The sequence below is a fragment of the Curtobacterium poinsettiae genome, from assembly GCF_025677645.1.
GTDB classification, from domain to species: domain Bacteria; phylum Actinomycetota; class Actinomycetes; order Actinomycetales; family Microbacteriaceae; genus Curtobacterium; species Curtobacterium poinsettiae_A.
Genome location: NZ_CP106879.1, coordinates 1,814,650 through 1,837,973 on the forward strand (window position 1 = coordinate 1,814,650; position 23,324 = coordinate 1,837,973).

General features: G+C 71.1%; 16 protein-coding genes. 7 read left to right on the top strand and 9 right to left on the bottom strand.

Going from position 1 to position 23,324, the window contains the following annotated elements; genetic code table 11:
• Positions 1-27: 27 nt before the first annotated feature.
• From OE229_RS08835 to OE229_RS08855, 5 genes are all read right to left on the bottom strand, one after another.
• Positions 28-1,296, bottom strand: coding sequence for a sugar ABC transporter permease (locus OE229_RS08835; protein ID WP_138802952.1), 1,269 nt, complete (start codon positions 1,294-1,296; stop codon positions 28-30).
• Entirely contained in the window at positions 1,293-2,057 is a 765-nt protein-coding gene (locus tag OE229_RS08840) for an ATP-binding cassette domain-containing protein (RefSeq protein WP_110864792.1), read from the bottom strand. The genes OE229_RS08835 and OE229_RS08840 overlap by 4 nt, the downstream gene beginning before the upstream one ends.
• A 129-nt stretch (positions 2,058-2,186) precedes the next feature.
• Positions 2,187-3,302, bottom strand: coding sequence for a sugar ABC transporter substrate-binding protein (locus OE229_RS08845; RefSeq protein WP_209133318.1), 1,116 nt, complete (start codon positions 3,300-3,302; stop codon positions 2,187-2,189).
• A 210-nt stretch (positions 3,303-3,512) separates the two neighbouring features.
• Positions 3,513-4,685 (bottom strand): ROK family transcriptional regulator, encoded by a 1,173-nt coding sequence (locus OE229_RS08850; protein WP_262137496.1) that lies wholly within the window; start codon positions 4,683-4,685, stop codon positions 3,513-3,515.
• A gap of 87 nt (positions 4,686-4,772) precedes the next feature.
• Positions 4,773-5,954, bottom strand: a complete 1,182-nt coding sequence (locus tag OE229_RS08855) for an epoxide hydrolase family protein (protein ID WP_262137497.1) — start codon at positions 5,952-5,954, stop codon at positions 4,773-4,775.
• A 91-nt stretch (positions 5,955-6,045) separates the two neighbouring features.
• Between OE229_RS08855 and OE229_RS08860 the strand changes: the two genes are divergently transcribed.
• Positions 6,046-6,639, top strand: a complete 594-nt coding sequence (locus OE229_RS08860) for a MarR family winged helix-turn-helix transcriptional regulator (protein ID WP_262137498.1) — start codon at positions 6,046-6,048, stop codon at positions 6,637-6,639.
• Complete coding sequence (locus tag OE229_RS08865; RefSeq protein ID WP_262137499.1) at positions 6,636-7,556, top strand: NmrA family NAD(P)-binding protein; 921 nt, start codon at positions 6,636-6,638, stop codon at positions 7,554-7,556. The genes OE229_RS08860 and OE229_RS08865 overlap by 4 nt, the downstream gene beginning before the upstream one ends.
• Here the strand turns inward: OE229_RS08865 and OE229_RS08870 are convergent.
• From OE229_RS08870 to OE229_RS08880, 3 genes are all read right to left on the bottom strand, one after another.
• Entirely contained in the window at positions 7,525-7,821 is a 297-nt protein-coding gene (locus OE229_RS08870; protein ID WP_182065997.1) for a hypothetical protein, read from the bottom strand. The genes OE229_RS08865 and OE229_RS08870 overlap by 32 nt on opposite strands.
• Positions 7,822-8,088: 267 nt before the next feature.
• Positions 8,089-8,445: a nuclear transport factor 2 family protein gene (locus tag OE229_RS08875; protein WP_247737495.1), complete on the bottom strand. Its 357-nt coding sequence runs from the start codon at positions 8,443-8,445 to the stop codon at positions 8,089-8,091.
• A 58-nt stretch (positions 8,446-8,503) separates the two neighbouring features.
• Positions 8,504-13,972 carry a discoidin domain-containing protein gene (locus OE229_RS08880; RefSeq protein ID WP_262137501.1) on the bottom strand — a complete coding sequence of 1,823 codons (5,469 nt, stop codon included), beginning with the start codon at positions 13,970-13,972 and terminating at the stop codon, positions 8,504-8,506.
• Positions 13,973-14,123: 151 nt separating this feature from the next.
• Here OE229_RS08880 and OE229_RS08885 point away from each other — a divergent pair, with 151 nt between their 5' ends.
• A complete protein-coding gene (locus tag OE229_RS08885) occupies positions 14,124-15,278 on the top strand; it encodes a low temperature requirement protein A (RefSeq protein WP_262137503.1) in 1,155 nt (384 codons plus the stop codon).
• 174 nt (positions 15,279-15,452) lie between these two features.
• Here the strand turns inward: OE229_RS08885 and OE229_RS08890 are convergent, their stop codons facing one another.
• A complete protein-coding gene (locus tag OE229_RS08890; RefSeq protein WP_262137505.1) occupies positions 15,453-17,288 on the bottom strand; it encodes a BCCT family transporter in 1,836 nt (611 codons plus the stop codon).
• A gap of 214 nt (positions 17,289-17,502) precedes the next feature.
• On the opposite strand from OE229_RS08890, the gene OE229_RS08895 reads away from it, so the two are divergent.
• Genes OE229_RS08895 through OE229_RS08910 form a run of 4 tightly spaced genes read left to right on the top strand, consistent with a single transcriptional unit; the run spans position 17,503 to position 23,242 of the window.
• Positions 17,503-18,774, top strand: a complete 1,272-nt coding sequence (locus OE229_RS08895) for an ABC transporter substrate-binding protein (RefSeq protein WP_262137507.1) — start codon at positions 17,503-17,505, stop codon at positions 18,772-18,774.
• Positions 18,775-18,799: 25 nt separating this feature from the next.
• Entirely contained in the window at positions 18,800-19,756 is a 957-nt protein-coding gene (locus OE229_RS08900; RefSeq protein ID WP_182066002.1) for a carbohydrate ABC transporter permease, read from the top strand.
• Positions 19,753-20,661: a carbohydrate ABC transporter permease gene (locus OE229_RS08905; protein WP_182066003.1), complete on the top strand. Its 909-nt coding sequence runs from the start codon at positions 19,753-19,755 to the stop codon at positions 20,659-20,661. The genes OE229_RS08900 and OE229_RS08905 overlap by 4 nt, the downstream gene beginning before the upstream one ends.
• A gap of 10 nt (positions 20,662-20,671) precedes the next feature.
• The gene (locus OE229_RS08910; protein ID WP_262137508.1) at positions 20,672-23,242 is read left to right on the top strand and encodes a glycoside hydrolase family 31 protein; all 2,571 of its coding nucleotides are present in this window, start codon (positions 20,672-20,674) and stop codon (positions 23,240-23,242) included.
• Positions 23,243-23,324 lie beyond the last annotated feature (82 nt).

Consider the following 23,324-nt stretch of genomic DNA (forward strand, 5'->3'; position numbering starts at 1 on the left):
TCGGCGTGGCGGGGTCCAGGGCCCCGCTCAGGCCGCGCCGTGACTGGCGCGGCTGCGCCGCGAGAGCGAGTCGATGATGACGGCCAGCAGCAGGACCGCGCCGGTGATCATGTAGCGGATCGACGAGTCGAGGCTCAGCAGGGTGAGCCCGTTCGAGATCGACTGGATCACGATGATGCCGAGCAGCGCCGACCAGGCGCTGCCACGGCCACCGAAGAGACTCGTCCCGCCGATGACGGCTGCGGCGATCGCGTTGAGGTTGGTGTCGCCGGCGCCGGAGGACAGGCTCGCCGAGTTCAGGCGGGCGGCGGCGAGGATGCCGCCGACGGTGGCGAAGAGCGAGGTCAGCATGAACACCGAGATGTAGATGCGGTTCACCCGGATGCCGGAGCGCCGTGCGGCTTCGACGTTGCCGCCGACCGCGAAGACCGAGCGCCCCCAGCGGGTGCGCTTCAGCACGAAGTTCATCAGCACGACCAGCACGACGAAGAACACGAACGAGGTGCCGGTGCCGAAGTCGCGCGACAGGTACCAGACCATCAGCGCGAGGCCGAGGAACAGGGCGACGGCCTTCACGATGGTCAGGGACATCGCCCCGGTCGACAGCCCGGCACGGCGGCGGCGGGCAGCGCGACGGACCTCGGTGAAGAACAGGCCGCCGGCTGCCAGCACAGCGAGCAGGTAGGCGAGCCACGGCGGCAGGTACGAGGCCGAGGCGAACTGCACGATCGGTGAGTCGTACGGCAGGTTGATCGAGCCGTTCGGGCCGAGGATCAACAGCTGCAGCCCGAGGAACCCGAGCAGACCGGCGAGCGTGATGACGAAGCTCGGCACCCCGAAGCGGGTGAACAGCAGGCCGTAGAGCAGACCGGCGGCGGCGCCGACGGCCAGCGCGACGGTGAGCACGAGCCACAGCGGCCAGCCGAGTGTGGTCAGGCCCTGGCCGAGGATCGCGGCGGACAGCCCGCTGACGCTGCCGACGGACAGGTCGATCTCGCCGAGCAGCAGCACGAGCACGATGCCGATCGCGATGGTGCCGACCGCGGCGCACTGCAGGGCGAGGTTGACCAGGTTGCCCGGGGACAGGAAGTCGGGGGAGAGCGCCTGGAACACCGCCCAGATGACGATGAGCCCGACGACCACCGGCAGCGAGCCGATGTCGCCGCCACGGACCCGTCGGACGAACGCCTTCGCCGCGCCGCCGAGCCCCGCGTCACGCAGGAGCCGCTCGTCCTGCAGGTCCGCGGCCGAGGGCGTCGGGGTCGCTGCGGTGAGGGTCTCGTCGGTCTTGCTCATGCGCTGGTCTCCTGCTCGGTCCGGGCGGCGGCGCGACGGGTGACGGCGTTGTCGGTGGCGCCGGTGATGGCCGCGATGATCTCCTCGTAGGAGACGTCGTCGATGCGGAACGTGCCGTTGTTGCGGCCGAGTCGCAGGACCGCGACCCGGTCGGCGACGGCCTGCACGTCCGCGAGGTTGTGGCTGATGAGCACGACGCCGAGGCCGCGCTCGCGCAGGCGTTCGACGAGGTTCAGGACCTCGGCGGTCTGCGCGACGCCGAGTGCGGCGGTGGGCTCGTCGAGCACGACCACCTGCGGGTCGCCGATCAGCGAGCGAGCGATCGCCACGGTCTGCCGCTGCCCACCGGACAGCGACGCGATCGGGATCCGCACCGACGGGATCCGCGCGGCGAGCTGCTGCAGGAGCTCCCACGAGCGGCGCTCCATCTCCTCTTCGTCGAGGAACGGGTGCGCGATCTCGCGACCGAGGAACAGGTTCGAGACCACGTCGAGGTTGTCGGCGAGGGCGAGGTCCTGGAACACCGTGGCGATGCCGAGGGTCTGGGCCGCCGCGGGGTTCGGGACGCTGACCTCGTCGCCGCCGAAGGTGATCGTGCCGCCGTCGGGCGTGTAGACCCCGGCGAGGATCTTCACGAACGTCGACTTGCCGGCGCCGTTGTCGCCGACGATGGCGACCACCTCGCCCGGGTAGACGTCGAAGTCGATGTCGCTGAGGGCCTGGACGGCGCCGAACCGCTTGGTGATCCCGCGTAGGGACATCACCGGGTCGGCGGAGGGGTGTGCTGCTGGTGACGCGTTGCTCACGGGTGTCGTGCTCACGGGTGTCGTCCTCGATCGGTGAGGCCCGCCCGGTCCGCAGTCGGACCGGGCGGGCAGAGGGGGTCGGACCTACTTGATGCCGGCGCTGTCGCAGGCCGACTCGTACTGCGCGGTGCAGATCTTCGACACCTCGTACAGGCCGTCCTTGACCACCGTCGACTGGACGTTGTCCGTGGTGACGGCGACCGGGTCGAGCAGCGTCGACTGGACGCTGGCGCCGCCGGCGGTGTCGACGGTGGTGTCGCCCTTCGGGGTCTCACCCTTGGCGAACTGGATCGCCAGGTCGGCGGCCTTCGACGCCTCGGGCTTGAAGGCCTTGTAGACGGTCATGTACTGCTCGCCGGCGAGGATCCGCTGGATGCCCGCGAGCGAGGCGTCCTGCCCGGTGACGGGCGGGAGCTCGGTGACGCCGGCCGACTTCAGGGCCGCGATCACGCCGCCGCCGGTGTCGTCGTTCGCCGCGTAGACGCCGGTGATCTTGTCCTTGCCGAGCTTGCTGATCTGGCCGGCTGCCCAGTCCTGCGCCTTGGCGGGGTCCCATCCGGGGGTGTCGTACTCGGCGAGCACCTTGTAGCCGCTGTCGTCGATGACCGAGTGCGCGCCCTTCTTGAACTGCGAGGCGTTGTTGTCGGTGGGGGAGCCGTTCACCATGATGATGCCCGAGCCCTCCGGGACCTTCTTCGCCTTGAGTGCGTCGACCAGAGCCTGGCCCTGCAGCTCACCGACCTTCTCGTTGTCGAACGAGATGTAGTAGCTCAGGTCGGGGCTGTTGATGAGCCGGTCGTAGGAGATCACCGGCACCTTCTTCGCCTTCGCCTGCTGGACGATGGACGCTGCGGCCTCGCCGTCGAACGGGTCGAGGACCAGGACCTTGACGCCCTGCGTGAGCATCGACTGGGCCTGCTGCAGCTGCTTCGACGCGTCGCCGTCGGCGTTCGCGTAGACGACCGAGCAGCCGCTGCACTGCTTCTTCACCTCGGCGGTGAAGAGCGGGCGGTCGGCGCTGGCGTAGCGGGCGGTGACGGAGTCGGGCAGGAGCAGGCCGATCTTGGCCTTCGACGCGTCCCCGCCGCCTCCGCCGGAACCGGTTCCGGCGTCCGCGCCGTTGGAACAGCCCGCCAGGGTGGTGATCGCGAGCAGCAGGGCGCTGACGCCCAGCATCGCTCGTGTGGTGGATTTCTTCATTGAAACGTCCTCCAACAGTGGACCGCCCCCATCGGCGGTGCCCTGAGTGTGACAGTGAGCGTTCTTGGCTGCAAGAGTTGAACGCAACGACCGCGCGCCGTGACGAAAACGTTACCCGGAGGGCGCGGAGCGGCACGGCCGGTGCAGCACGGAGCGGCACGGCCGGTGCAGCACGGAGCGCCCGGTCGGCACGGCCCGGCGCGGGTCCTCCTAGCGTGCGCGGGTGACGTCCACGGCCTCGATCGCCAGGGCCAGCGCGCCGGTCACCGCGGCCTTCTCGCCGAGCTGCCCCTGCACCACGTCCGGGGTGCCGTCCACGTCGACGATCAACGACGACTCGAGGGCGTGCCGCATCGGGCCGAGCAGGAGTTCACCGGCCCGCGCGAACTCGCCCGTGACCACCACCCGCTCCGGGTCGAGGACGTTGCAGAGCCCCACCGCCGCCGAACCGATCGCGCGCCCGGCGTCGGCCACGGCGCGCATGCAGACCTGGTCGCCGCCCATCGCGCGCAGGATCAGGTCCGCCAGCTTCAGGGTGCCGACCTCGTCGCGGACACCCTCGAGCACGGCGGGCGCGCCGGCGATCGCCTCCAGGCAGCCGCGGTTGCCGCACCGGCACAGGGGCCCGTTCGGCAGGACGGGCGTGTGTCCGAACTCGCCGGCGATGCCGTGGTGCCCGCGGAACAGGTGCCCGCCGAGCACGAGTCCCGCACCGATGCCGTTGCCGACGTCGAGCGTCACCACGGTGTCGCGGCCACGGGCCGCCCCGCTCCGGTGCTCGGCCAGTGCGGCGAGGTTGGCCGAGTTGTCGACCTGCACGGGCTTGTCCATCCGCCGGGCGAGCGACTGCCCGAGCGCGACGCCGTCCCAGCCGCGCAGGATCCCACCGCGCGCCGTCATCCCGGTGCGCGCGTCGATCGGGGCGGCCACGGCGAGGCCGACGGCGAGCACCTCGTCCATCGACGACTCGATGGACTCCACCATGTCCAGCACGAGCAGCGCGGTCTTGTCGAGCTCGGCGTCGGCACGGTGGTCACGGGCCAGGGGCATGTGCCGCTCGGCCAGGACGGCGCCGTTCAGGTCCGACAGTGCCAGCCGCAGGTGCCGCGGTGAGGCGTGCACCCCGGCGACCAACCCGAGGCCGTGCGGCAGCGTCACGCGGAGCGCCCGACGGCCGCTCGAGGTGCTCGGCGTCGCGTGCAGGGCGCCGGTCGCGACGAGTTCCTTGACGATGTTCGAGACGGTCGCGGGGGACAGTCCCGTCACCCCGGCGAGCTCGACCTGCGTCAGCCCGCCGTGCCGTTTCACCGCGCTGACGACCCGACCCCGGTTGGCTTCACGCAGTGAAGCTTGGTTCCCCGGACTGCGGCGCGGCTCTGACACGGGGACAGCGTAACGGGCGGGTCCGGAGCGCTCGCCGTGACGGCCTGGAGGCACGGTGCCAGCTGGCGCCGTGCCTCCCGTCCGGCGTCAGCGCAGGTTCCGGAACGTCGCCCGGACGTCGTCGACGAGCAGCGCCGGCTGTTCGAGCATCGCGAAGTGCCCGCCGCGCGCGACCTCGTTGAAGAACACCAGGTCTGTGTAGCGGCGCTCCGCCCAGCGGCGCGACCGGCGGACGTACTCGCCGGGCATGATGCTCAGTCCGACGGGCAGGGTCAGCGGTTCCTCGACGGTGCCCGGGGTGGCCCAGCCGGTCCGGGTGGCTTCCCAGTACATCCGCGCCGAGGACGCAGCGGTGTTCGGCAGCCAGTACAGCATGACGTCGTCGATGATCTCGTCGAGCGGGAAGATCCGCTCGGCGTCGCCGTGTTCGTCGTGCGAGCCGCCGACGTCCTGGAACATCGCGTAGATCCACGACGCCAGTCCGACGGGGGAGTCGGCCAACGAGTACCCGATGGTCTGCGGGTGGGTCGACATCTGCTGCGAGTAGGCCGACAGCTCCTGCCAGTAGTGACCGCTCTCCTGCAGCATGACCTGCTCGTCAGGGGAGGCGTTCCGGGCTTCGTCGTCGGTCGGCATGAACAGCGCCATGTTGAGGTGGATGCCGGCGAGCCCGATGTCCCCCGCGGCCTGCAGGGCTGCGAGCTCCGCGGTGACGGTGGCGCCGAGGTCACCGCCCTGGGCGAACCAGTCCGTGTAGCCGAGCCGGGACATCAGCACCGACCAGGCCCTGGCCGTCCGAGCGGTGTTCCACCCGGTCGTCGTCGGTCTGCCGGAGAACCCGAACCCGGGCAGGCTCGGGATCACGACGTGGAACGCGTCCTCCGCGTCGCCGCCGTGCGCAACCGGGTCGGTGAGCGGACCGATGGCGTGGCGGAACTCCAGGACGGATCCGGGCCAGCCGTGGGTGAGCAGGAGCGCGCGGGCACCGGGGACGGCAGACCGGACGTGCAGGAAGTGGACCTCGAGTCCGTCGATGTGGGTGGTGTGCTGACCCCAGCCGTTCAGGAGCGCCTCGGTCCGACGCCAGTCGTACTCCGTCGTCCAGTGCTCGACGAGGGCGCGGACCTTCTCGAGTCGGGGTCCCTGCGAGGTGTCCTCGACCGTCTCGGCGTCGGGCCAGCGGGTTCCCGACAGGCGACCGCGCAGGTCGTCGAGCTCCGCCTGGGGGACGTCGAGGGTGAACGGGGTGATGACTGTGGTGTCCGGCATGGGTCCTCGGCTGCTCGGTTGGTGACGGCTGTCCGTCTTGATTGCAGATGATCTTTGCACAAGACGATCTTGACCGGCTACGATCTCTGACATGGACAGTCCGACGTCGGCAGGAGCGCTCCCCGAGATCGACTGGGGTGCCGAGGGGATCGAATCCGAGCTCGGGTGGGCGCTGCCGCTGGCGCTCCAGGGCTTCACACGGATGGGCAGCGAGGCGGTCGACGACGTGCCGGGCGGGCCCCGCGGGTACCAGGTGCTCGTCGCGATCACCACCGAGGAACCGTCGTCGCAACTCGGACTCGCGCAGCGGCTCGGGATCGACAAGACCCAGATGACCTACATCGTCGACGCGCTCGAGTCGGGTGGGTTCGTCGAACGCCGCCCGGCCCCGACGGACCGGCGGGTACGGCAGGTCCACCCCACCGACGCCGGCCGTACCCTGCTCGCCCGGACCCGGTCCGCCCTGCGCGGCGCCGAGGGCGTGCTCATGCGACACCTGGACGACGACGAACAGACGACGCTGCGTCGGCTCCTGGCCCGCGTCGCGCTCACCGCCGGGCTCAGCACCGCCGGACCGGACCAGGCAGACCCCACGTTCCAACACCCCCTCGCCGTCCCGGAGCGATCCCGACGGCGCACCGCGACGACCACGTCGACCACCACTGCAGTGAGGCCCAGCCCATGACCACCACCATCCTCGTCGCCGGCGCCACCGGCGACCTCGGGCACCGCATCGTCCGCGAGCTCACCCAGCACGACGTGCGGGTCCGGGTCCTCACCCGGCCCGGCAGCAGGACCGCCGAAGAGCGCTTCGGCGGCGACCCACGCGTCGACGTCGTCGCCGCCGAGTACGGCGACCACGACGCCCTGACCCGGGCCGTCAGCGGGTCCGACGTGGTGGTCTCCGCCGTGAGCGGGACCCGCCCGGTGATCGTCGACGCACAGCGTGCGCTCCTCGCGGCGACCGTGGCGGCGGGCGTCCGGCGGTTCATCCCGTCCGACTACTCGGCCGACTACCGGCGGATCGCACCGGGCACCAACCGCAACTTCGAGCTGCGGCGTGAGTTCGCCGCCGACCTCGACGCGGCCCCGGTGCAGGCGACCTCGATCCTGACCGGCATGTTCACCGACCTGCTGACCGGCGAGGCCCCGATGATCCTGTTCGGCCGTCGGCTCGTGCTGTTCTGGTCGTCGGCGGACCAGGTGCTCGACTTCACCACGAAGGACGACGTCGCCCGGGTCACCGCGCTCGCCGCCCTGGACGACGACGCTCCGCGGGTGATCGAGATGGCGGGCGACCAGGTCACCGCCCGTGACGTCGCACGCACCGTGAGCGAGCTGACGGGGGAGCGCTTCCGGCTGCAGTGGGCCGGCACCACCGGGACCCTGTCCGCGATGAGCGCCGTGGGCAAGCGCCTGTCGAAGGACCCCGACGAGACGTTCCCGGCGTGGCAGGGGATGCAGTACTTCGTGAGCATGTTCAGCGGGCAGGCGCAGCTGCACCACGTCGACAACGACCGCTACGGCGTGCAGTCGTGGACGAGTGTCCGCGACGTGCTCCGTGCGCACCTCAGCGGGCAGGGCCACCCGGCGACGGACTGACGGGCGCGGTGTGCGGTCGTCGGCGACGGAGCAGGAACGTGAGACCGACGACGACGACCGGCACCAGCGCGAGCGCGGCGAGCCAGACGAGGACGTCCCACTCGGGCGAGAGCGGCACGCCGAGCGCACTCGACGAGGTCCGCCAGACCTGGTCGCCGGGGCCCTCGTGCTCGTCCATCCCGGTGACCGGGAACAGCAGCGCCGTCACGACCGCCCAGCCAACCAGCACCACGACGGCGATCAGTGTCCACGGCTGCGGACTCACCGCAGGGCCTGTGCGCGTCATCGGACGACCACCGCGACCGTGGCCCACCCCACCACTCGTTCCACCGTGTGCTCCGTCCTGTCCACCATTGGTGGCTCAACCATGCCGCATGACGGGTCGGACCGGTGTCTCGATCATGCAACGACTTGGTCGTGCCGATAGGCGGACGGGAGGCCCGGTGCCAGTTGGCACCGGGCCTCCCGTCCGTCAGCCGGTCGCGGTGACCGCATCGGTCACGCCCGACAATCGCCGCAGGTGTGAGGGTGGTCAGGCGGTCAGCAGCGTGTAGACCTTCGCGATGACGTCGCCCTCGATGAAGCAGATGTCCATGCCGGACACGACGGGCGGCTGCCCCTCGGGGCCGAAGTGCCAGGCGAGGTACCCCATCCCGTGGTTCTCGTAGACCGGGCCGGCCGGCGAGAACACGAAGCCGGGGGCCTCGTCGAGCAGGCGCTGCGCCTTGGCGTGCAGGGCCTCGCGCCCGGTGACGACCTCGTCAGGGTCCAGGAACACGACGTCCGGGGCGTACGTGCGCTCGATCGCGGCCCGGCGGCGCTCTGGGTCCCGTTCCCCGAACACCTCGAACAGGTTGGCGTGCATGAGCGATTCGAGCGGCTGTGACATGGTCTCTCCGTCGGTTGTCGGCTGTTCGGTCGAGTGTGCGGGAAACAGGGCGTCAGCGCTACCGGATCTCGAGGTCGTACAGCGAGTAGCCGTACGGGGTCGCGCGTTCGACACCGTGCACGCGGACGTACCGCCACGAGCCGTCCAGCGAGTGCCGGTCGGTCGCGCCGTCACCGTCCGTCTCGATGGCGAGCGTCGTCCACCCGTCGTCGCCCGCGTTCCGCGCCTCGATCCGGTAGGCGCGCCCGAACGCGTCCTCCCACCGGAGCACCGCGCCGTGCAGGCGGTGCGATGCGCCGAGGTCGACGGCGAGCCACTGGTCGTCGGTGTGCCCGCTCGCCCAGCGCGAGCCCGGGTCGCCGTCCACGGCGTTCCGTGCGGGGACGCCGTCGCCCTCGTCGGCCGACGACGACACGGTCGCCCGTCGTGCCAGGTCCGGCGTCGGGTCGCCCTGCGTCGAGGTGACGCGGAGGTCCCAGAGGGAGACGCCGAACTCGGTGTGCCGACGGTCCGCGACGACCCGGACCCAGCGGCCGGTGACGTCGTCGCCCGCCATCCGGTGGGTCACCTCGCCGCCGGTCCCGTGCGCTTCTTCCGCGACGGTCCGCCAGGGGGCGTCTGCGTCGTCGCGCACCTGGACGCGGTAGGCCTCGGCCCACGCGGCCTCCCAGTCGAGCTGCACCTGGTCGATCGGCACGACCTGCCCGAGGTCGACCGCCAACCACTCACCGTCGCGCGCTCCGCTCGCCCACCGGGTCCGGGCGTCGCCGTCGACCGCGTTGCCGCCCGACAGGTCGCTGCGCTCGTCCGACGAAGTGGTGACGGGCTTGCCGGCGGCCACGTCACGAGAGCGGGCGGGTGCGGTTCCGTCGTCGTCACCGTCGGTCGCCCCGTCGAGGGTCCTGACTGTGGCCGTCCCGGACGCTTCCGGCACCGTGGCCGTGACCGTCGCGGTCACACCGCCCTCGGCCGCTGCGGTGACGACGCCGTCCCGGTCGACACCGCCGCCACCGTCGACGGTCCACTCCGGGCGGTCAGCGGCGAGCCGGCCGCCGAACCCGTCGTGGTCGAACCCGTAGGCCGCCATCCGGAGCGTGTCACCGGCGCGGACCGTCGCGGCGCGCGGTGCGACGAGCACGTCCTCGACGTCGACGGTCGAGGCGGCCGGGGTGCCGGACACGTGCACCTCCCAGATGGAGTAGCCGTACCCCGTCAGCCGGTCGGTCAGGTGCAGGCGCACGAACCGGGCGGTCTCGCCGACGGCCACCGTGTCCGCGTCGGCGGTGGTCTTGTCGACGGTCCGCACGTCGCGCCAGGGACCGTCGGCGGTGTCCCGGACCTGCAGCACGTACCGGGCAGCGGCCGCGTTCTCCCAGTCCACCCGCACCGTGTCGACATCGGTCAGTCGCCCGAGGTCGATCGTGTAGTCGACCTCGTCCACGCCGTGCGCGCTCTCCCACCGGGTGCTGCGGTCCCCGTCGACGGCCTTCCCGGCGACGTTGCCGCCGTCCGAGGAGCTCGCGTCGACGTCGGCACCCAGTGCGGCGTCGGGGATCGAGGTCACCGAGGCGACGACCGCCGAGCCCTCGACACCGCCGCCGGTCGCGACGACGTACCCGGAGCCTTCGGCGGTGGTCGTCACGGTGCCGTCGGTCCCGGCGCTCCCGGCGCCGGTGTACGACCAGGTGACGTCCGCGGGCAGGGCCGCCGGGTCGCCGTACTGGTCGTGGCCGGCGGCACGGAACCGCTGTGGCGTCCCGACGACGAGCCGGTCGAAGCCGGGCGTGACGTCGAACCCGGTGAGGACCGGTGCCGGTGCGACGCGGAAGGCGTACGACCCGTGCACGCCGCCGACCGTGGCGGTGACGGTCGCCCGCTCCGCGCGCTCCGATGCGCGGTGGACGCCGTCGGCACCGATCGTGCCGGTGTCGGTCGACCAGGTGACGTCGTCCAGGGCGACGGTGGCGCCGTACTGGTCGGAGCCGGTGGCGGTGAAGGTCGTGGTCGCGCCGGGGACGATCGTCTTCGGGGCGCCCTCGGCACTGACGACGACCTCGGTGAGCCGCGCGTCCAGGTGCGACGTGATCTGCGTCTGCGCCGGGACCGCGATCTGGCCGATCACCTCGGTGCCCTCGTAGACGTCGTAGGTGTGCTGGACGGTGTCGGGGTTGTCGAGCACGTAGCTGATCGTGCCGTCGGGTGCGCGGAACACCTGGCTGAGCGGGTCGGAGGTGTGCCGGTCGGTGACCTCGGTGCCGACGGTCCGGTTCGACATCGCCTGGTGGTACACGAGGCCGGCCATCGACTGTCCGGTCACTGCCGGGTCGTCGGCGGCCCACAGCGCGGCGTGCACGTCGGCGTAGGTGTCCGGGTCGTACTGTCCGAGGAACCCGAGCACGACGTTGCCGAGGGCGTCGCCCATGCCGCTGAACACCCGCGCGGCGTGCTCGGTGTCCTCGCCCGGGGTGTGGTCGGTGAGGTCGACGCCGTACAGCTGGTCGATGGTCGCGGTGTCGGCGCGGAAGTCGTCCACCAGGAACGGCATCAGCGGTGACGGCGTCGGCCAGTCCCGGGGGTTCCGGTCGGCGGTGGGACCGTCGAGCTCGGCGGGCACCAGCGCGGCCGGCAGGGTGTCCGGGGTCCAGTACCGGTCCGGGAACACCACCCGTCCGCTGTCGTCCACGCTCACCAGCAGGGTGTCGGTGGCCGGGTCGTACAGGGGATTCGCCGCGGTGCGTCTGGTGACGTAGCCGGGGTGGTTCGCCTCGACGGCGCGGATCGCGTCCTGCAACTCGCCGATCGCGGCCGGGCGGTCGCGGGTGATCTCGACGTCGCCGTAGCTGCCCACGCCCCACCACTTCTTCGTGAGCATCTGGATGCGTGCCGCGTTGCCGTCGGTGACGCCGGCCTGCCCGATGGACCCCGGGCGGGCGGCCATCATCTCGCGCATCAGGGCCTTCGAGAAGCCCGGATCCCAGCCGAAGTAGTCGAACCACGGGGCGATGGGCATCCACTGGATGCCGGAGATCCAGGCGGGGTCGCCGGAGAAGTACGTGGCGTGTGCCTGCCCGGAGTCGAACAGGATCCCCGCCTGCGCGTGCTCGTACTCGTCCGGGAACGCGCCGTTTCCGTCGTACGACGCCGAGGCGGGGTTGCCGCGCACGTTCTGCCAGTAGTCGCGGACGGCGGCGCGCTCGGTGACGTACTGCACTGCACCGGCAGCCTGCATCTCCTCGTCGCCCAGGACCGAGCCGAGCAGGAAGAGCCCCGCCTCGGACTGGATCGCCTCGGACGAGGACTCCTGGTTGTTGCCGCCGGGAGACGACACCCCACCGGCGTTCGAGCGACCCTCCCAGACGCCGAACGTGCGCATGTGCGGGAACCGGGCGTCGTCGCGGTCCCAGTTCGCGTACTGCTTCGCGACGAGCGTCGCCATGCCCTGGTACTCCGCGGCCCACTCGTGGTCGACCCGGCCGAGCATGGCTGTCGCGACGGCGAAGTACCCGTAGTGGAAGTGGTTGTCGTTGAACTGGGCCGACCCGTACGAGTCGGCGAACCCGATCAGGGCCTTCCACGTCGGGTACATCGCGAAGAAGTGCTCCGCCTCGCCGTCCGTGTAGGTGTACCAGTCGGTCAGGGCACGCTCGAGGGTGGCTTGCAGCGTCCGAGCGTCCTCGGTCGCACCGATCTGCCGCGCGATCGTCATGTACTCGGCGAGCTGCAGGACGTCCTTGCCGCCCCAGTAGGTGTCTCCGCCGTACGTCGTCTTCGCGGCGTACTCGTGCAGGTACTCGCGCATGACCTCCTCGGAGTACGGGTCGTCGCCGACCGCCTCGGGTGTGGCGCCGATCGGGGTCATGCCCGTGAACGCGTAGTCCAGCGTCCAGCCGCCGTGGCCGACGGTGGTCCGCATGGTGCCGCGCGGGGTCTCGTAGGTGGCGCCGGTGAAGCGCAGGTTCGTGGGGGCGTCGGCGTACTGGTGCTGCAGCCAGCCCTGCACGGTGTCGTGGTCGTCGCCCTGCAGCGCGTCGGTGCGGATCGCCCACTGCTGGCGGACGTTCGCCGCCGCCGGGTCGTACGAGTACGTCATCGTCGTGTCACGGGGGACCGCGAAGGCGGTGCGGTGCAGGTCGTCGAGGGACAGGCCCTGCTCGGGTACCGCGCTGAGCACCAGGTAGGGCGTGCCGGACGATGCCTCCAGCGCGTCCCCGACACGGGTGAAGGTCGTCCCGTCGGGGGCGTGCACGCCGAAGACGTGGCCGTCCTGGCGGATCTCGAACCGGTCCGTCGTCACCGGCAGGTCGAGCGGTTCGCCGTCCCCGTCGGTGATCTCGGCACCGTCCTGCAGGGTGAGGCGCGGGCTGATGCCGTGGAACTCGAACCACTCGTACGGCGAACCCTGCACGCTCGTGACGTCCATGTACTGCCCGCCCGGGCCGTCCTGCGGCATCCGCCAGCTGACGTTCCAGTCACCCCAGCGGAGCGCGTCGGCCTGCTTCGCCCGGAACGTGGTCGCGAAGCGGTCGGCGAGACCGTCCGGGGTGTCGGTGAGCAGGACCTGGTCGACCAGCACGTGTGCCCACCCGGCCCGCAGATCGTCGACGATCCGCAGCTGCGCGGACTGCCCCCGGTGGGCGGAGACGTCCCAACTCTCCCAGCGCAGCTGCTCGCTGTCCGTCCCGGTGCTGCTCGCCACGACGTCCCCGTCGACCAGGAGCTGCACGGCTTCGTGGTCGGGGTGCCGGCCACCGCCGACCAGGAACGCCAGGGTCGAACGGTCGATGGTGAAGGTCGGCGAGGTGAGCGTCCCCGTCGCGCCGTCGCCTTCCTCGTCGGCGAACGAGTTCAGGAAGCGTCCGCCGAGCCACCCGGAGACCGCGCTCTGCCCGCTGGCCGTCCCGCTGGCGGTGGCGGTGAAGGCGTCGCCGGTCGCGGTCCAGCCGCCGGGCAGGCCGTCCTCGAAGTCGGCGAGGGTGCGGTCGCTCGCGTCCGGGCTCGGTTCGACGGTCCCGCCGACCGTCACCGGGGCTTCCAGACGCATCGCCGTGCCGTCGCTGTTCCACCGCGTCGGGATCGTGAGCTTCGTGCCCGCAGCACTGTTCGACGAGACGAACGGGTACGCCCACATGTCGCCGGAGTACTTGCTGACCAGCAGGTCCGTCCACCACTGGTTCGTCGGCACCGGCTCGCCGGCCTTCGACGGGTCGACGTACAGCTCCTGGTCCAGCGTCTTCCGCACGTCGGCGATGTCCGTGATCTCGTCCGGCGGGGCCGGCGCGTAGGAACCGGAACCCACCTGCACGCCGTCGGCGGCGGGACCGACGCTGGACGGGCCTCCAGGCTGGCCCTCCTGTGCGGCCACCGCAGCGGTCGGATCGGCCGGTGAGCGCGGAGTGTCCGAGGTCGCGGCGTTCGCCGGGGTGACGGCGAACGCCAGCAGCGTGGCGGCGGCCAGTGCGCCGGCGGTGGCGCTGACGGCCGCTCGGCGGAACGACCTGGGACGGACGGCGGGACGCGGTGAGGTCACCGGGACTCCTGTCGGAGGGGATCGGCCGGACACGACGTACACGGCCGGGACGGGCTGGGTCTGGTGGTGCGGGGCCTGCACACGGACAGATCGGCAGGGCCGGTCCCGCCGTCAGTGGTCCGCGTTCCGGGGATGCCCTACCGTTGCCCCCATGCCGACCATCGGACTGCGGCGGATGGTGCCGCGCGACCCCGACCAGCGACACCGGGCCGCGAGCCCCCTGGAGCTCCTGTTCGACCTGGTGTTCGTCGTCGCGGTGGGCTTCGCCGCGACGAACCTGCACGAGATCGAGCTCGAGGGACACGTCACCTCCGCCGTCCTGGCCTACGGGCTGGTGTTCTTCTCGATCTGGTGGGCGTGGATGAACTTCACCTGGTTCGCCACGTCGTTCGACACCGACGACTGGCTCTACCGGGTGATGACCTTCGTGCAGATGGCCGGGGTGCTCGTCCTCGCCGCCGGGGTGCACGCCGCCATGGTCGAGAACGACTTCACGATCGGCGTCATCGGCTACGTCGTCATGCGGCTGGCCCTGGTCGGGCAGTGGATCCGCGCCGCCGCGTCCTCCACCCGCTACCGCAGGACAGCCACCCTGCACGCCGTCGGCATCACGGTCGTGCAGGTGCTCTGGGTCGTCTCCCTGGCCCTGCCCGACGACGTCTGGTCGTACGCGGCACCGTTCCTCGTGCTCGCCGAGCTCTCCGTGCCGATCTGGGCGCAGACCTCGACGGGCACGGCCCCGTGGCACACCCGGCACCTGGCCGAGCGGTTCTCCCTGTTCACCCTCATCGTCCTGGGCGAGGGGCTGGTGGCCTCGGCCGGTGCGGTGATCGACGCCCTCGCGCACACCGAGCACCTCGGGGCCCTGCTGGCGCTCGCGGGGTGCGGGCTGGTGATCACCGTCGGCATGTGGTGGATCTACTTCTCCCGCGAGCAGCACGCGCACATCCGCTCGCTGCCCACCGCGCTCGTGTTCGGCTACGGCCACTACTTCGTCTTCGCCGCCGCCGGTGCCCTGCCCGCCGGCATCGAGGTCGCGGTCAGCGCCGACGCCGGACACGTCTCGCTGTCGTCCGCCTCGGTCGCGGCGAGCGTCGCGGTGCCGGTCGCCGTGTTCGTGCTGTCGATCTGGGCGCTCGCGATCCGGCCGTCGCTGTCGGCACGGGCCAACGCCGTCGTGGTGGTCCTGGTGCTCGTGGTCCTCGCGTCGATCGCGGTGCCGGCCGTGTCGCTGCCCACCACGGCGCTCGCCGTGGTGGCGGTCGTCGTGACCCTCGAGGTCGCGTCCGCACGCACCGACACCTGACCGACGACGGACGGGAGGCACGGTGCCAGCCTGCACCGTGCCTCCCGTCCGTCAGGTGGTCGCGTCGACGGCCCGTGCGCGGTTGCGTCTCTGGTGCGAGGGCACGTTCGTCGCACCGAACACGGAACCTCGCACCACGCGGCGCGTGCGGCGCTTGGCGCGCCGCGCGCCACGTCAGCGCCCGGGCTGCTCCGTCGCGCGCCCGTCGTCCGACGCCGGACGCGCGTCGAGGCTCGGATCCACCGCCGGGTCGGCCGAGATCGACGACGGCCGCACGGGGAAGTCCTCGAGCGCGCCCGCGCCCACCGTCGGCGTCGGGGCCGCGGTTCCGCGGCCGCCGCGCACGCGGTTCTTCACCGCGGCCCAGGGGCGGCCGAGGCCGGACCGTGCCGGACGCTCGGTCGGCGCCTCGACCTCCAGGCCGTAGTAGGCGCCGACGTGCTCGAGCAGGACCTCGCGCTCGGCCTTGTCGTAGGCACGGCGCTCGCGCGTGAAGGCGATGATCGTCGACCAACAGGTGAGCAGCAGGACGATGCTGAACGGCAACGCGGTCGTGATCGCCGCGGTCTTCAGCGCGTTCAGTCCGCCGCTGAGCAGCAGGGCGACGGCGAGCAGCGCAGCGACCCCGGCGAAGAAGACCCGCAGCCAGTTCTTCGGTTCGATGTCACCGCCCGACGCGATCATCGCCATCACGAGCGACCCGGAGTCCGACGAGGTCACGAAGAACACGCCGATGAGCAGGATCGCGCCGTAGGTCAGCACCACGCCGGCGGGCAGGTCGCCGAGGACCGCGAACAGCGACCCCTCGATGTCGACCGAGCCGTCCGAGCCGATCAGGCCGCCCGAGCCGTCGGTCTGGCGGTGGATCGCGGTGCCGCCGAGGACGGCGAACCACAGGAACGTGAGTGCGGTCGGCACGAGCAGGACGCCGAAGACGAACTGCCGGACGGTGCGCCCCTTGGAGATGCGGGCGATGAAGACACCGACGAACGGCGCCCACGACATCCACCAGCCCCAGTAGAAGGTGGTCCAGGCACCCTGCCAGGCCACGCCCTCGGCGCCCTGCTGGGCGGTGACGTTGAACGACAGGCCGACGATGTTCTGCAGGTAGGAGCCGATCGACTGCACGAAGTCGCGGAGCAGGAACTGCGTCGGCCCGACGATGAGCACGAACAGCAGCAGCGCTGCGGCGAGGATCAGGTTGAAGTTCGACAGGATCTTCATGCCCTTGGTCACACCGGTGACGAGCGAGACGATCGTGACGGCGGTGATCACGGCGATGATCGCGATCTGGCTGACGAGGCTGCTCTCGGCGATGCCGGCGCTCTCCAGCCCCGCGCCGATCTGGATGACGCCGAGGCCGAGCGACGTCGCGACGCCGAAGAGCGTGCCGACCAGGGCGATCACGTCGATCAGGTTGCCCCAGCCGCCGCGCACGCGGTTGCCGAGCAGCGGTTCGAGGGCCCAGCGGATCGACACCGGGCGACCCCGGCGGTGGATCGCGTACGCCAGGGCCAGGCCGAGGACGACGTAGATCGCCCACGCGTGCAGGCCCCAGTGCAGGAACGTCTGGGTCAGTGCCTGCTGCGCGAGCTCGTTCTCGCTGCCCGTGACGCCGGGGCGCGGGGAGGCGAAGTGGCTGAGGGGTTCGGAGACGCCGTAGAAGACGAGGCCGATGCCCATGCCGGCCGCGAAGAGCAGCGAGAACCACGAACCGGTCGAGAACTCGGGCTCGTCCTGGTCCTTGCCGAGCTTGATGTCGCCGAAGCGGCTGAAGCCGACGAACAACGAGAAGCCGACGAAGAACGCGGCGATCAGCACGTAGTACCAGCTGAAGTTCTCGACGATGGCGTCCTGCAGACCGAGGAACAGCGCCTCGGCGGTGGAGGGGGAGATCAGGGTGAACGCCACGAACCCCAGCACGATGACGGCGGCGGGCCAGAACACCCACCGCCGCAACTGCGGTGTCGTGGTCACGGGTCCGGGCAGGGGAGGAGTGGTGCTTGCCATGCGGTCCATGGTGCCTGCTCAAGTTCCTGTGCGTTCGTACAGGCGTGTCGTGGCGTGCCGTCGAGGCGCGGCCGTGGGGCGCACTGACCACTGCCACACGCGATTACAACGTTGACGTAGGCTTTACAGCGCTGTAAACAAGAGGCTGCGCGACGATGCGCGACGAGGGAGAGACCCGATGGTGGGAAGCAGGACCGCAACACTCCAGGCGGCGGTGAGCCGGCGGGGGTTCCTCGCGGGCGCGGCCGGTGGCATCGCACTCGGCACGATGGCGCTCGCCGGGTGCGCGACCCCGGGGCGTGCCGCCGGCGGCGCCACGACGCTCCGCTTCTACGAGCAGAAGCAGGAGGTCATCGCGTACTTCGACAAGCTGCTGCGGAAGTTCGAGGGGGAACACGCCGGCATGTCGGTCGTGCACGACAGCACGGCGGCAATCGCCCCGCAGTTCGTGCGCGGTGAACCGGCGGACGTCGGGTGCTTCAACGACAACCTCGAGCTCGCCCGGTACATCTCGCGCGGCGTGCTCAGCGACCTCGGCGACCTGCCGTCGGCGGCGCGGGTCCGACCGGACATCGACACCCTGACGAACCAGTACGCGAGGTTCGAGGACCGCACGAGCGTGCTGCCGTACTCGCTCGCGGCGGCCGGGGTGATCTACAACAAGCGGATCTTCGCCGAGCACGATCTGCCGGTCCCGACGACGTGGGACGAGTTCGTCGAGGTCTGCCGGACGCTGCAGAAGGCCGGCATCACGCCGATCTACGCCACCGACCGGGATACCTGGACGCTCTGGCAGGGCCTGTTCGACTACTCGGTGGGCAGCCTCGTCGACACCGGCTCGTTCTTCCGCAAGATGAAGGCCCTCGGCGCCGACGTCGGCCCCGACTCGGAGGTGTCGTTCGAGAAGGACTTCGCGGTGCCGATGGAGCGCGCGAAGACCATCTCGTCGTTCTTCAACCGTGACCACGCCACCCGGGCCTACGCCGACGGCAACCTGGCGTTCGGCAAGGGCGAGGCCGCGATGTACCTGCAGGGCCCGTGGGCGCTCGGGCAGATCGCGCTGATCGACGACGAGCTGCCCGTCGGCACCTTCGCCCTGCCGGTGTCGAACGACCCGGCCGACCGCAAGGCCCGGGTCAACATCGACCTCGGGCTCTGGATCCCCACGGCGTCCGAGCACCCGGAGCAGGCGAAGGAGCTCGTCGAGTTCCTCATGCAGCCCGAGGTCATCGACGCCTACAACCGCGACAACCTGGCGTACTCGCCCCGCATCGACGCACCGCCGCAGCAGGACGAGCGTCTCGCCGGCCTGCAGCGGTACGTCGACGACGCCGCGTTCTACCAGGGCGCCGGCACCTTCATCCCCACGTCGATCCCGCTCGGCAACTACCTGCAGTCGGCGATCCGGAGCGGGGACTTCACCTCGATGCTGCAGCGGCTCGACTCGGACTGGCGGCGGCTCGCCGGACGTTCCGCGACGGTCTGAGCCGGACCAGGACACAGGAGCCACCATGACCATGCAGACCCCGCTCTCCCGCGACACCGACCCGCAGACCTCCGGGCCGGCGACCGCGGCCGCCCGCACGCACCGTCGTGCCGGGTCCCTCCGGCGCACGGAGGGCATGTACTACCTGTTCCTCGTGCCCGCCCTCGTGCTGTTCACGGCGTTCGTCGTCGCGCCCGCCTGCGTCGGCGTCTTCTACAGCTTCACCGACTACCTCGGGTTCGGGCAGTGGGACTTCATCGGCGCCGAGAACTACCGGGCGCTCGTCTCCGACCCCGCGATCCTGGCGTCGTACGGCTTCACGCTCGGCTTCGCGGCCGTCACCGTCGTCGTCACGCAGGTCGTCGCGCTGTCCCTGGCGATCGCCCTGGCGAAGAAGATCCGGTTCGCCGCCGGGTTGCGGTCGGTGTTCGTCATCCCGATGGTGATCTCGGGGATCATCGTCGCCTACGTGTTCAACTTCCTGTTCTCGAACACCGTGCCGGCCCTGGCCACGAGCGTCGGGTTCGGCCCGCTCGAGCAGAGCATCCTCGGCGACCCGAACCTGGCCTGGCTCGCGATCGTGATCGTGTCCGCCTGGCAGACCGTGCCCGGCGCGCTCCTCATCTACACGGCGGGCCTGACGTCCATCCCCGAGGAGCTGTACGAGGCGAGTGCGCTCGACGGCGCAACCGGTTGGAAGCAGCTCCGCTCGATCACGCTCCCGCTGCTCGGCGGCTTCATCGTCATCAACACCGTGCTCGGTGTGAAGGGCTACCTCGGCGCCTACGACGTGATCGTCGGTCTGACCAACGGTGGCCCCGGCAGCGCGACGAGCAGCGTCGCGATGACCATCTTCGGCGGCTTCACGGGCGGCGACTACGCCTACCAGATGGCGAACGCGACCGTGTTCTTCATCATCACCGTCCTCATCTCCGTGCTGCAGCTCGCGGCGACCCGCGGAAGGAACCTGCGACTCGCATGACCGCCATCGACACACGACCCCCGACCGACACCCGCACCGTGACCACCGGCGGCGGTCGCTCCGGGCGCGGCCACCGCCGACGACTGGGCGGCACGAACTGGACGCTGACCGTGGTCCTCGGCCTCGCGTCGCTGACCGTGCTCATCCCGCTGTACGTCACGCTCTCGATGGCGTTCAAGACGACCGAGCAGTCAGTCGACGGCAACGCCCTGTCGCTGCCGTTCCCGTTCAACCCGGGCTCGTTCGCCGAGGCCTGGCAGCTGACCCGGTTCCCGGTGTCCTTCTCGGTGTCCCTGGGCGTCGCGGCGCTCACCGTCGTCGCGACGCTGCTGCTCAGCTCGTTCGCCTCGTACGCGATCGTCCGGAACTGGCACAAGCGGTTCTTCCGGTACTCGTTCGTCTACCTGCTCGCGGCGATGTTCCTGCCGTTCCCGGTGGTGGCGCTGCCGCAGATCAAGCTGACCGCCGAGATCGGCCTCGACAACCCGATCGGCGTCGGGATCCTGCACGCCATGTTCCAACTGTCGTTCAGCGTGCTCCTCTACTCGGCGTACCTGCGGTCGATCCCCGTCGAGCTCGAGGAGAGCGCCCGCATCGACGGGGCGTCCACGTGGCAGATCTTCTGGCGGATCATCCTGCCGCTCCTCGGCCCGATGAACGCGACGGTCGGCATCTTCGCGTTCCTGGCATCGTGGAACGACTTCATGATGCCGTCGCTCATCACGGCTGATCCGGGGTTGCAGACCCTGCCCGTGGTCCAGAACATCTTCCAGAGTCAGTTCGGCACCAACTACAACGTCGCCTTCGCCTCGTACCTGATGGCGATGGCACCCACGATCATCGTCTACCTGTTCGCGCAGCGCTGGGTCATCAGCGGCGTGACGCAGGGTGCGGTCAAGAGCTGAGAGGCACCACGTGAGCAGCAGCACCACCGGCACCAGCACCACCAGCACCACCGGCACCGGCACCAGCACCACCAGCACCACCGGCACCGGCACCGGCACCGGCACCGGCACCGTCCTCCCCATCATCCGTCCGTTCCCGGGTTCGGACCCGGTCGCCGACCCCGCGGCCGTGGTCACCGGCGAGCACTGGCGCATCACCGTGCTCGACGCCGGGGCCTTCCGGATCGAGTGGAGCGACGACGGCGGGTTCGAGGACCGGGCGTCGACCTTCGCGATGCGCCGCCGCCTGCCCGTGCCGGCGTTCGCCGTGGAGCGGACGGGCGGCGGCAGCACCGACACCGACGGCGTGGTCGTCACCACCGACCGCGCCCGCCTGCGCTACGACGGTCGTCCCTTCAGCCCGAGCGGCCTGGTCGTCGAGACCACCGGCCCGGACGCCAACCGCTGGCGCTGGGGGCAGGAGCCGCGCGACCTCGGCGGCACCGGCCGCACCCTCGACGACGTCGACGGCCGGATGCCGCTCGAACCGGGGATCCTGGCCCGCGACGGCATCACCGCGCTCGACGACAGCGAGTCGTTCCTGTTCGCCGACGACGGCTGGATCGGCACGCGGGTCCCCGGGCGCCGCGACGTCACCGTCTTCGCGTACGGGCGTGACTACGACGCGGCACTCCGCACGTACCACTCCGTCTCCGGGCCGCCGTCGCGGATGCCGCGGTGGGCGCTCGGCAACTGGTGGAGCCGGTACCACCCGTACAGCGACGCCTCGTACCTGGAACTGCTCGACCGTTTCGCGGAGGAGCACCTGCCGTTCTCGGTCGCCGTCATCGACATGGACTGGCACCGGGTGGACTCGGTCCCACCGCGCTTCGGCAACGGCTGGACGGGGTACTCGTGGGAGCCGTCGCTGTTCCCGGACCCGCGGGCGTTCCTCGCCGAACTGCACCGAAGGGGGATGCGCACGACGCTGAACCTGCACCCGGCCGACGGCGTGCGGGCGTTCGAGGACGCCTACCCCGCGGTGGCGCGGGCGATGGGCGTCGACCCGGAGACCGAGCAGCCGATCCCGTTCGACCCGACGGACCGCCGGTTCCTGCATGCCTACTTCGAACACCTGCACCGTCCGCTCGAGGAGCAGGGCGTCGACTTCTGGTGGATCGACTGGCAGCAGGGTCGTGAGACCGGGCTGCCCGGGGTCGACCCGCTGTGGCTGCTCAACCACTTCCACCTGCTCGACTCGGCGAGACACGCGGCGTCGGGCGGAGACGCAGCCGCCGACACGACCGCGGTCACCGACACCGCCACCGACACCGCCACCGCCACCGCCGCCGGAGCACCCGCAGCGCCCGTCGACGGCATGACCTTCTCGCGCTACGCCGGCCCCGGCAGCCACCGGTACGCCGTCGGGTTCTCCGGTGACGCCGTCGTGTCGTGGGCGTCCCTGGCGTTCCAGCCCGAGTTCACCGCCACCGCCGCGAACATCGGCTACCCCTGGTGGAGCCACGACATCGGCGGCCACACCCGCGGCGTCCGTGACGACGAGCTCGCCACCCGCTGGGTGCAGTTCGGGGTGTTCTCACCGATCATGCGCCTGCACTCCGCGAACAACCCGTTCATCCGCAAGGAGCCGTGGGTGTTCCCCGCCGAGGCCCGTGCCGCGATGGGTGAGGCGCTCCGCTTCCGTCACCGCCTGGTGCCGTACCTGCACACGATGAACCACAGCACGGCCGAGGGCACCGCGCTGGTCCGACCGCTCTACCACCTGGAGCCGCGGCGCGACGAGGCGTACCGGGTGCCGAACACCTACGCGTTCGGTTCGGAGCTGCTCGTCGCCCCGATCGTCGCACCGCGCGACCCGGTCAGCCGGCACGGGGTCGCCCGGGCCTGGTTGCCGCCGGGCACCTGGACCGACGTCTTCACCGGCACGGTGTACGCGGGCGACCGGTTCGTCGACCTGCACCGCACGCTCGACACGGTGCCGGTCCTGCTGCGCGCCGGTGGGATCCTGCCGCTCGCGGCGGCCGACCAGCTCGACGCCACCGTCAACCCGACGGCGTTCGAGGTCCTCGTCGCACCGGGCGCGGCGGGTGACTTCACCCTGGTCGAGGACCACGAGGGCGAGGGCAGCCGCACGGCCCGGACCCGCCTGACCTGGGACCCGGAGCACGCCGAGTTCCGGGTGCACGCCACCACCGGGGCCCTCGACGTCGTCCCCGCCCACCGAGAGTGGCGGGTCACGTTCCTCGCCGCGCCGGCCGACGGACAACCGACATCGGCACGGTCTGCCGACCGGTTCTCGGTCGACGTGACCGTCGACTCGGCGTCGGGCGGAACGGTCGCGCTGGTCAGCGCTCCGGTCGTCGGTGTCGACGCACGGGAGGCCGTGCGACGGGTCCTCGAGGGCGCGCAGGCCGGCAACCCGGAGAAGCTCGAGGCGTGGGAGGTCGTGGCGAAGGACCTGCCACGTGCGGACCGCATCGTCGAGCTCGGCACCGTCGGCCTGCCCGACGCCCTGCGGGACGTCGTCGTCGAGCTGCTCGGCAGCGTGCACCCGGGGGAGTCGGCTCCCGCAGGTCGCTGACGGCACGCGACGGGGGAAGTGCGGACGGGTGCGGCACGCTCAGCGGTGTCGCGCCAGCGACACGCGGGCCGCGCCGACCGAG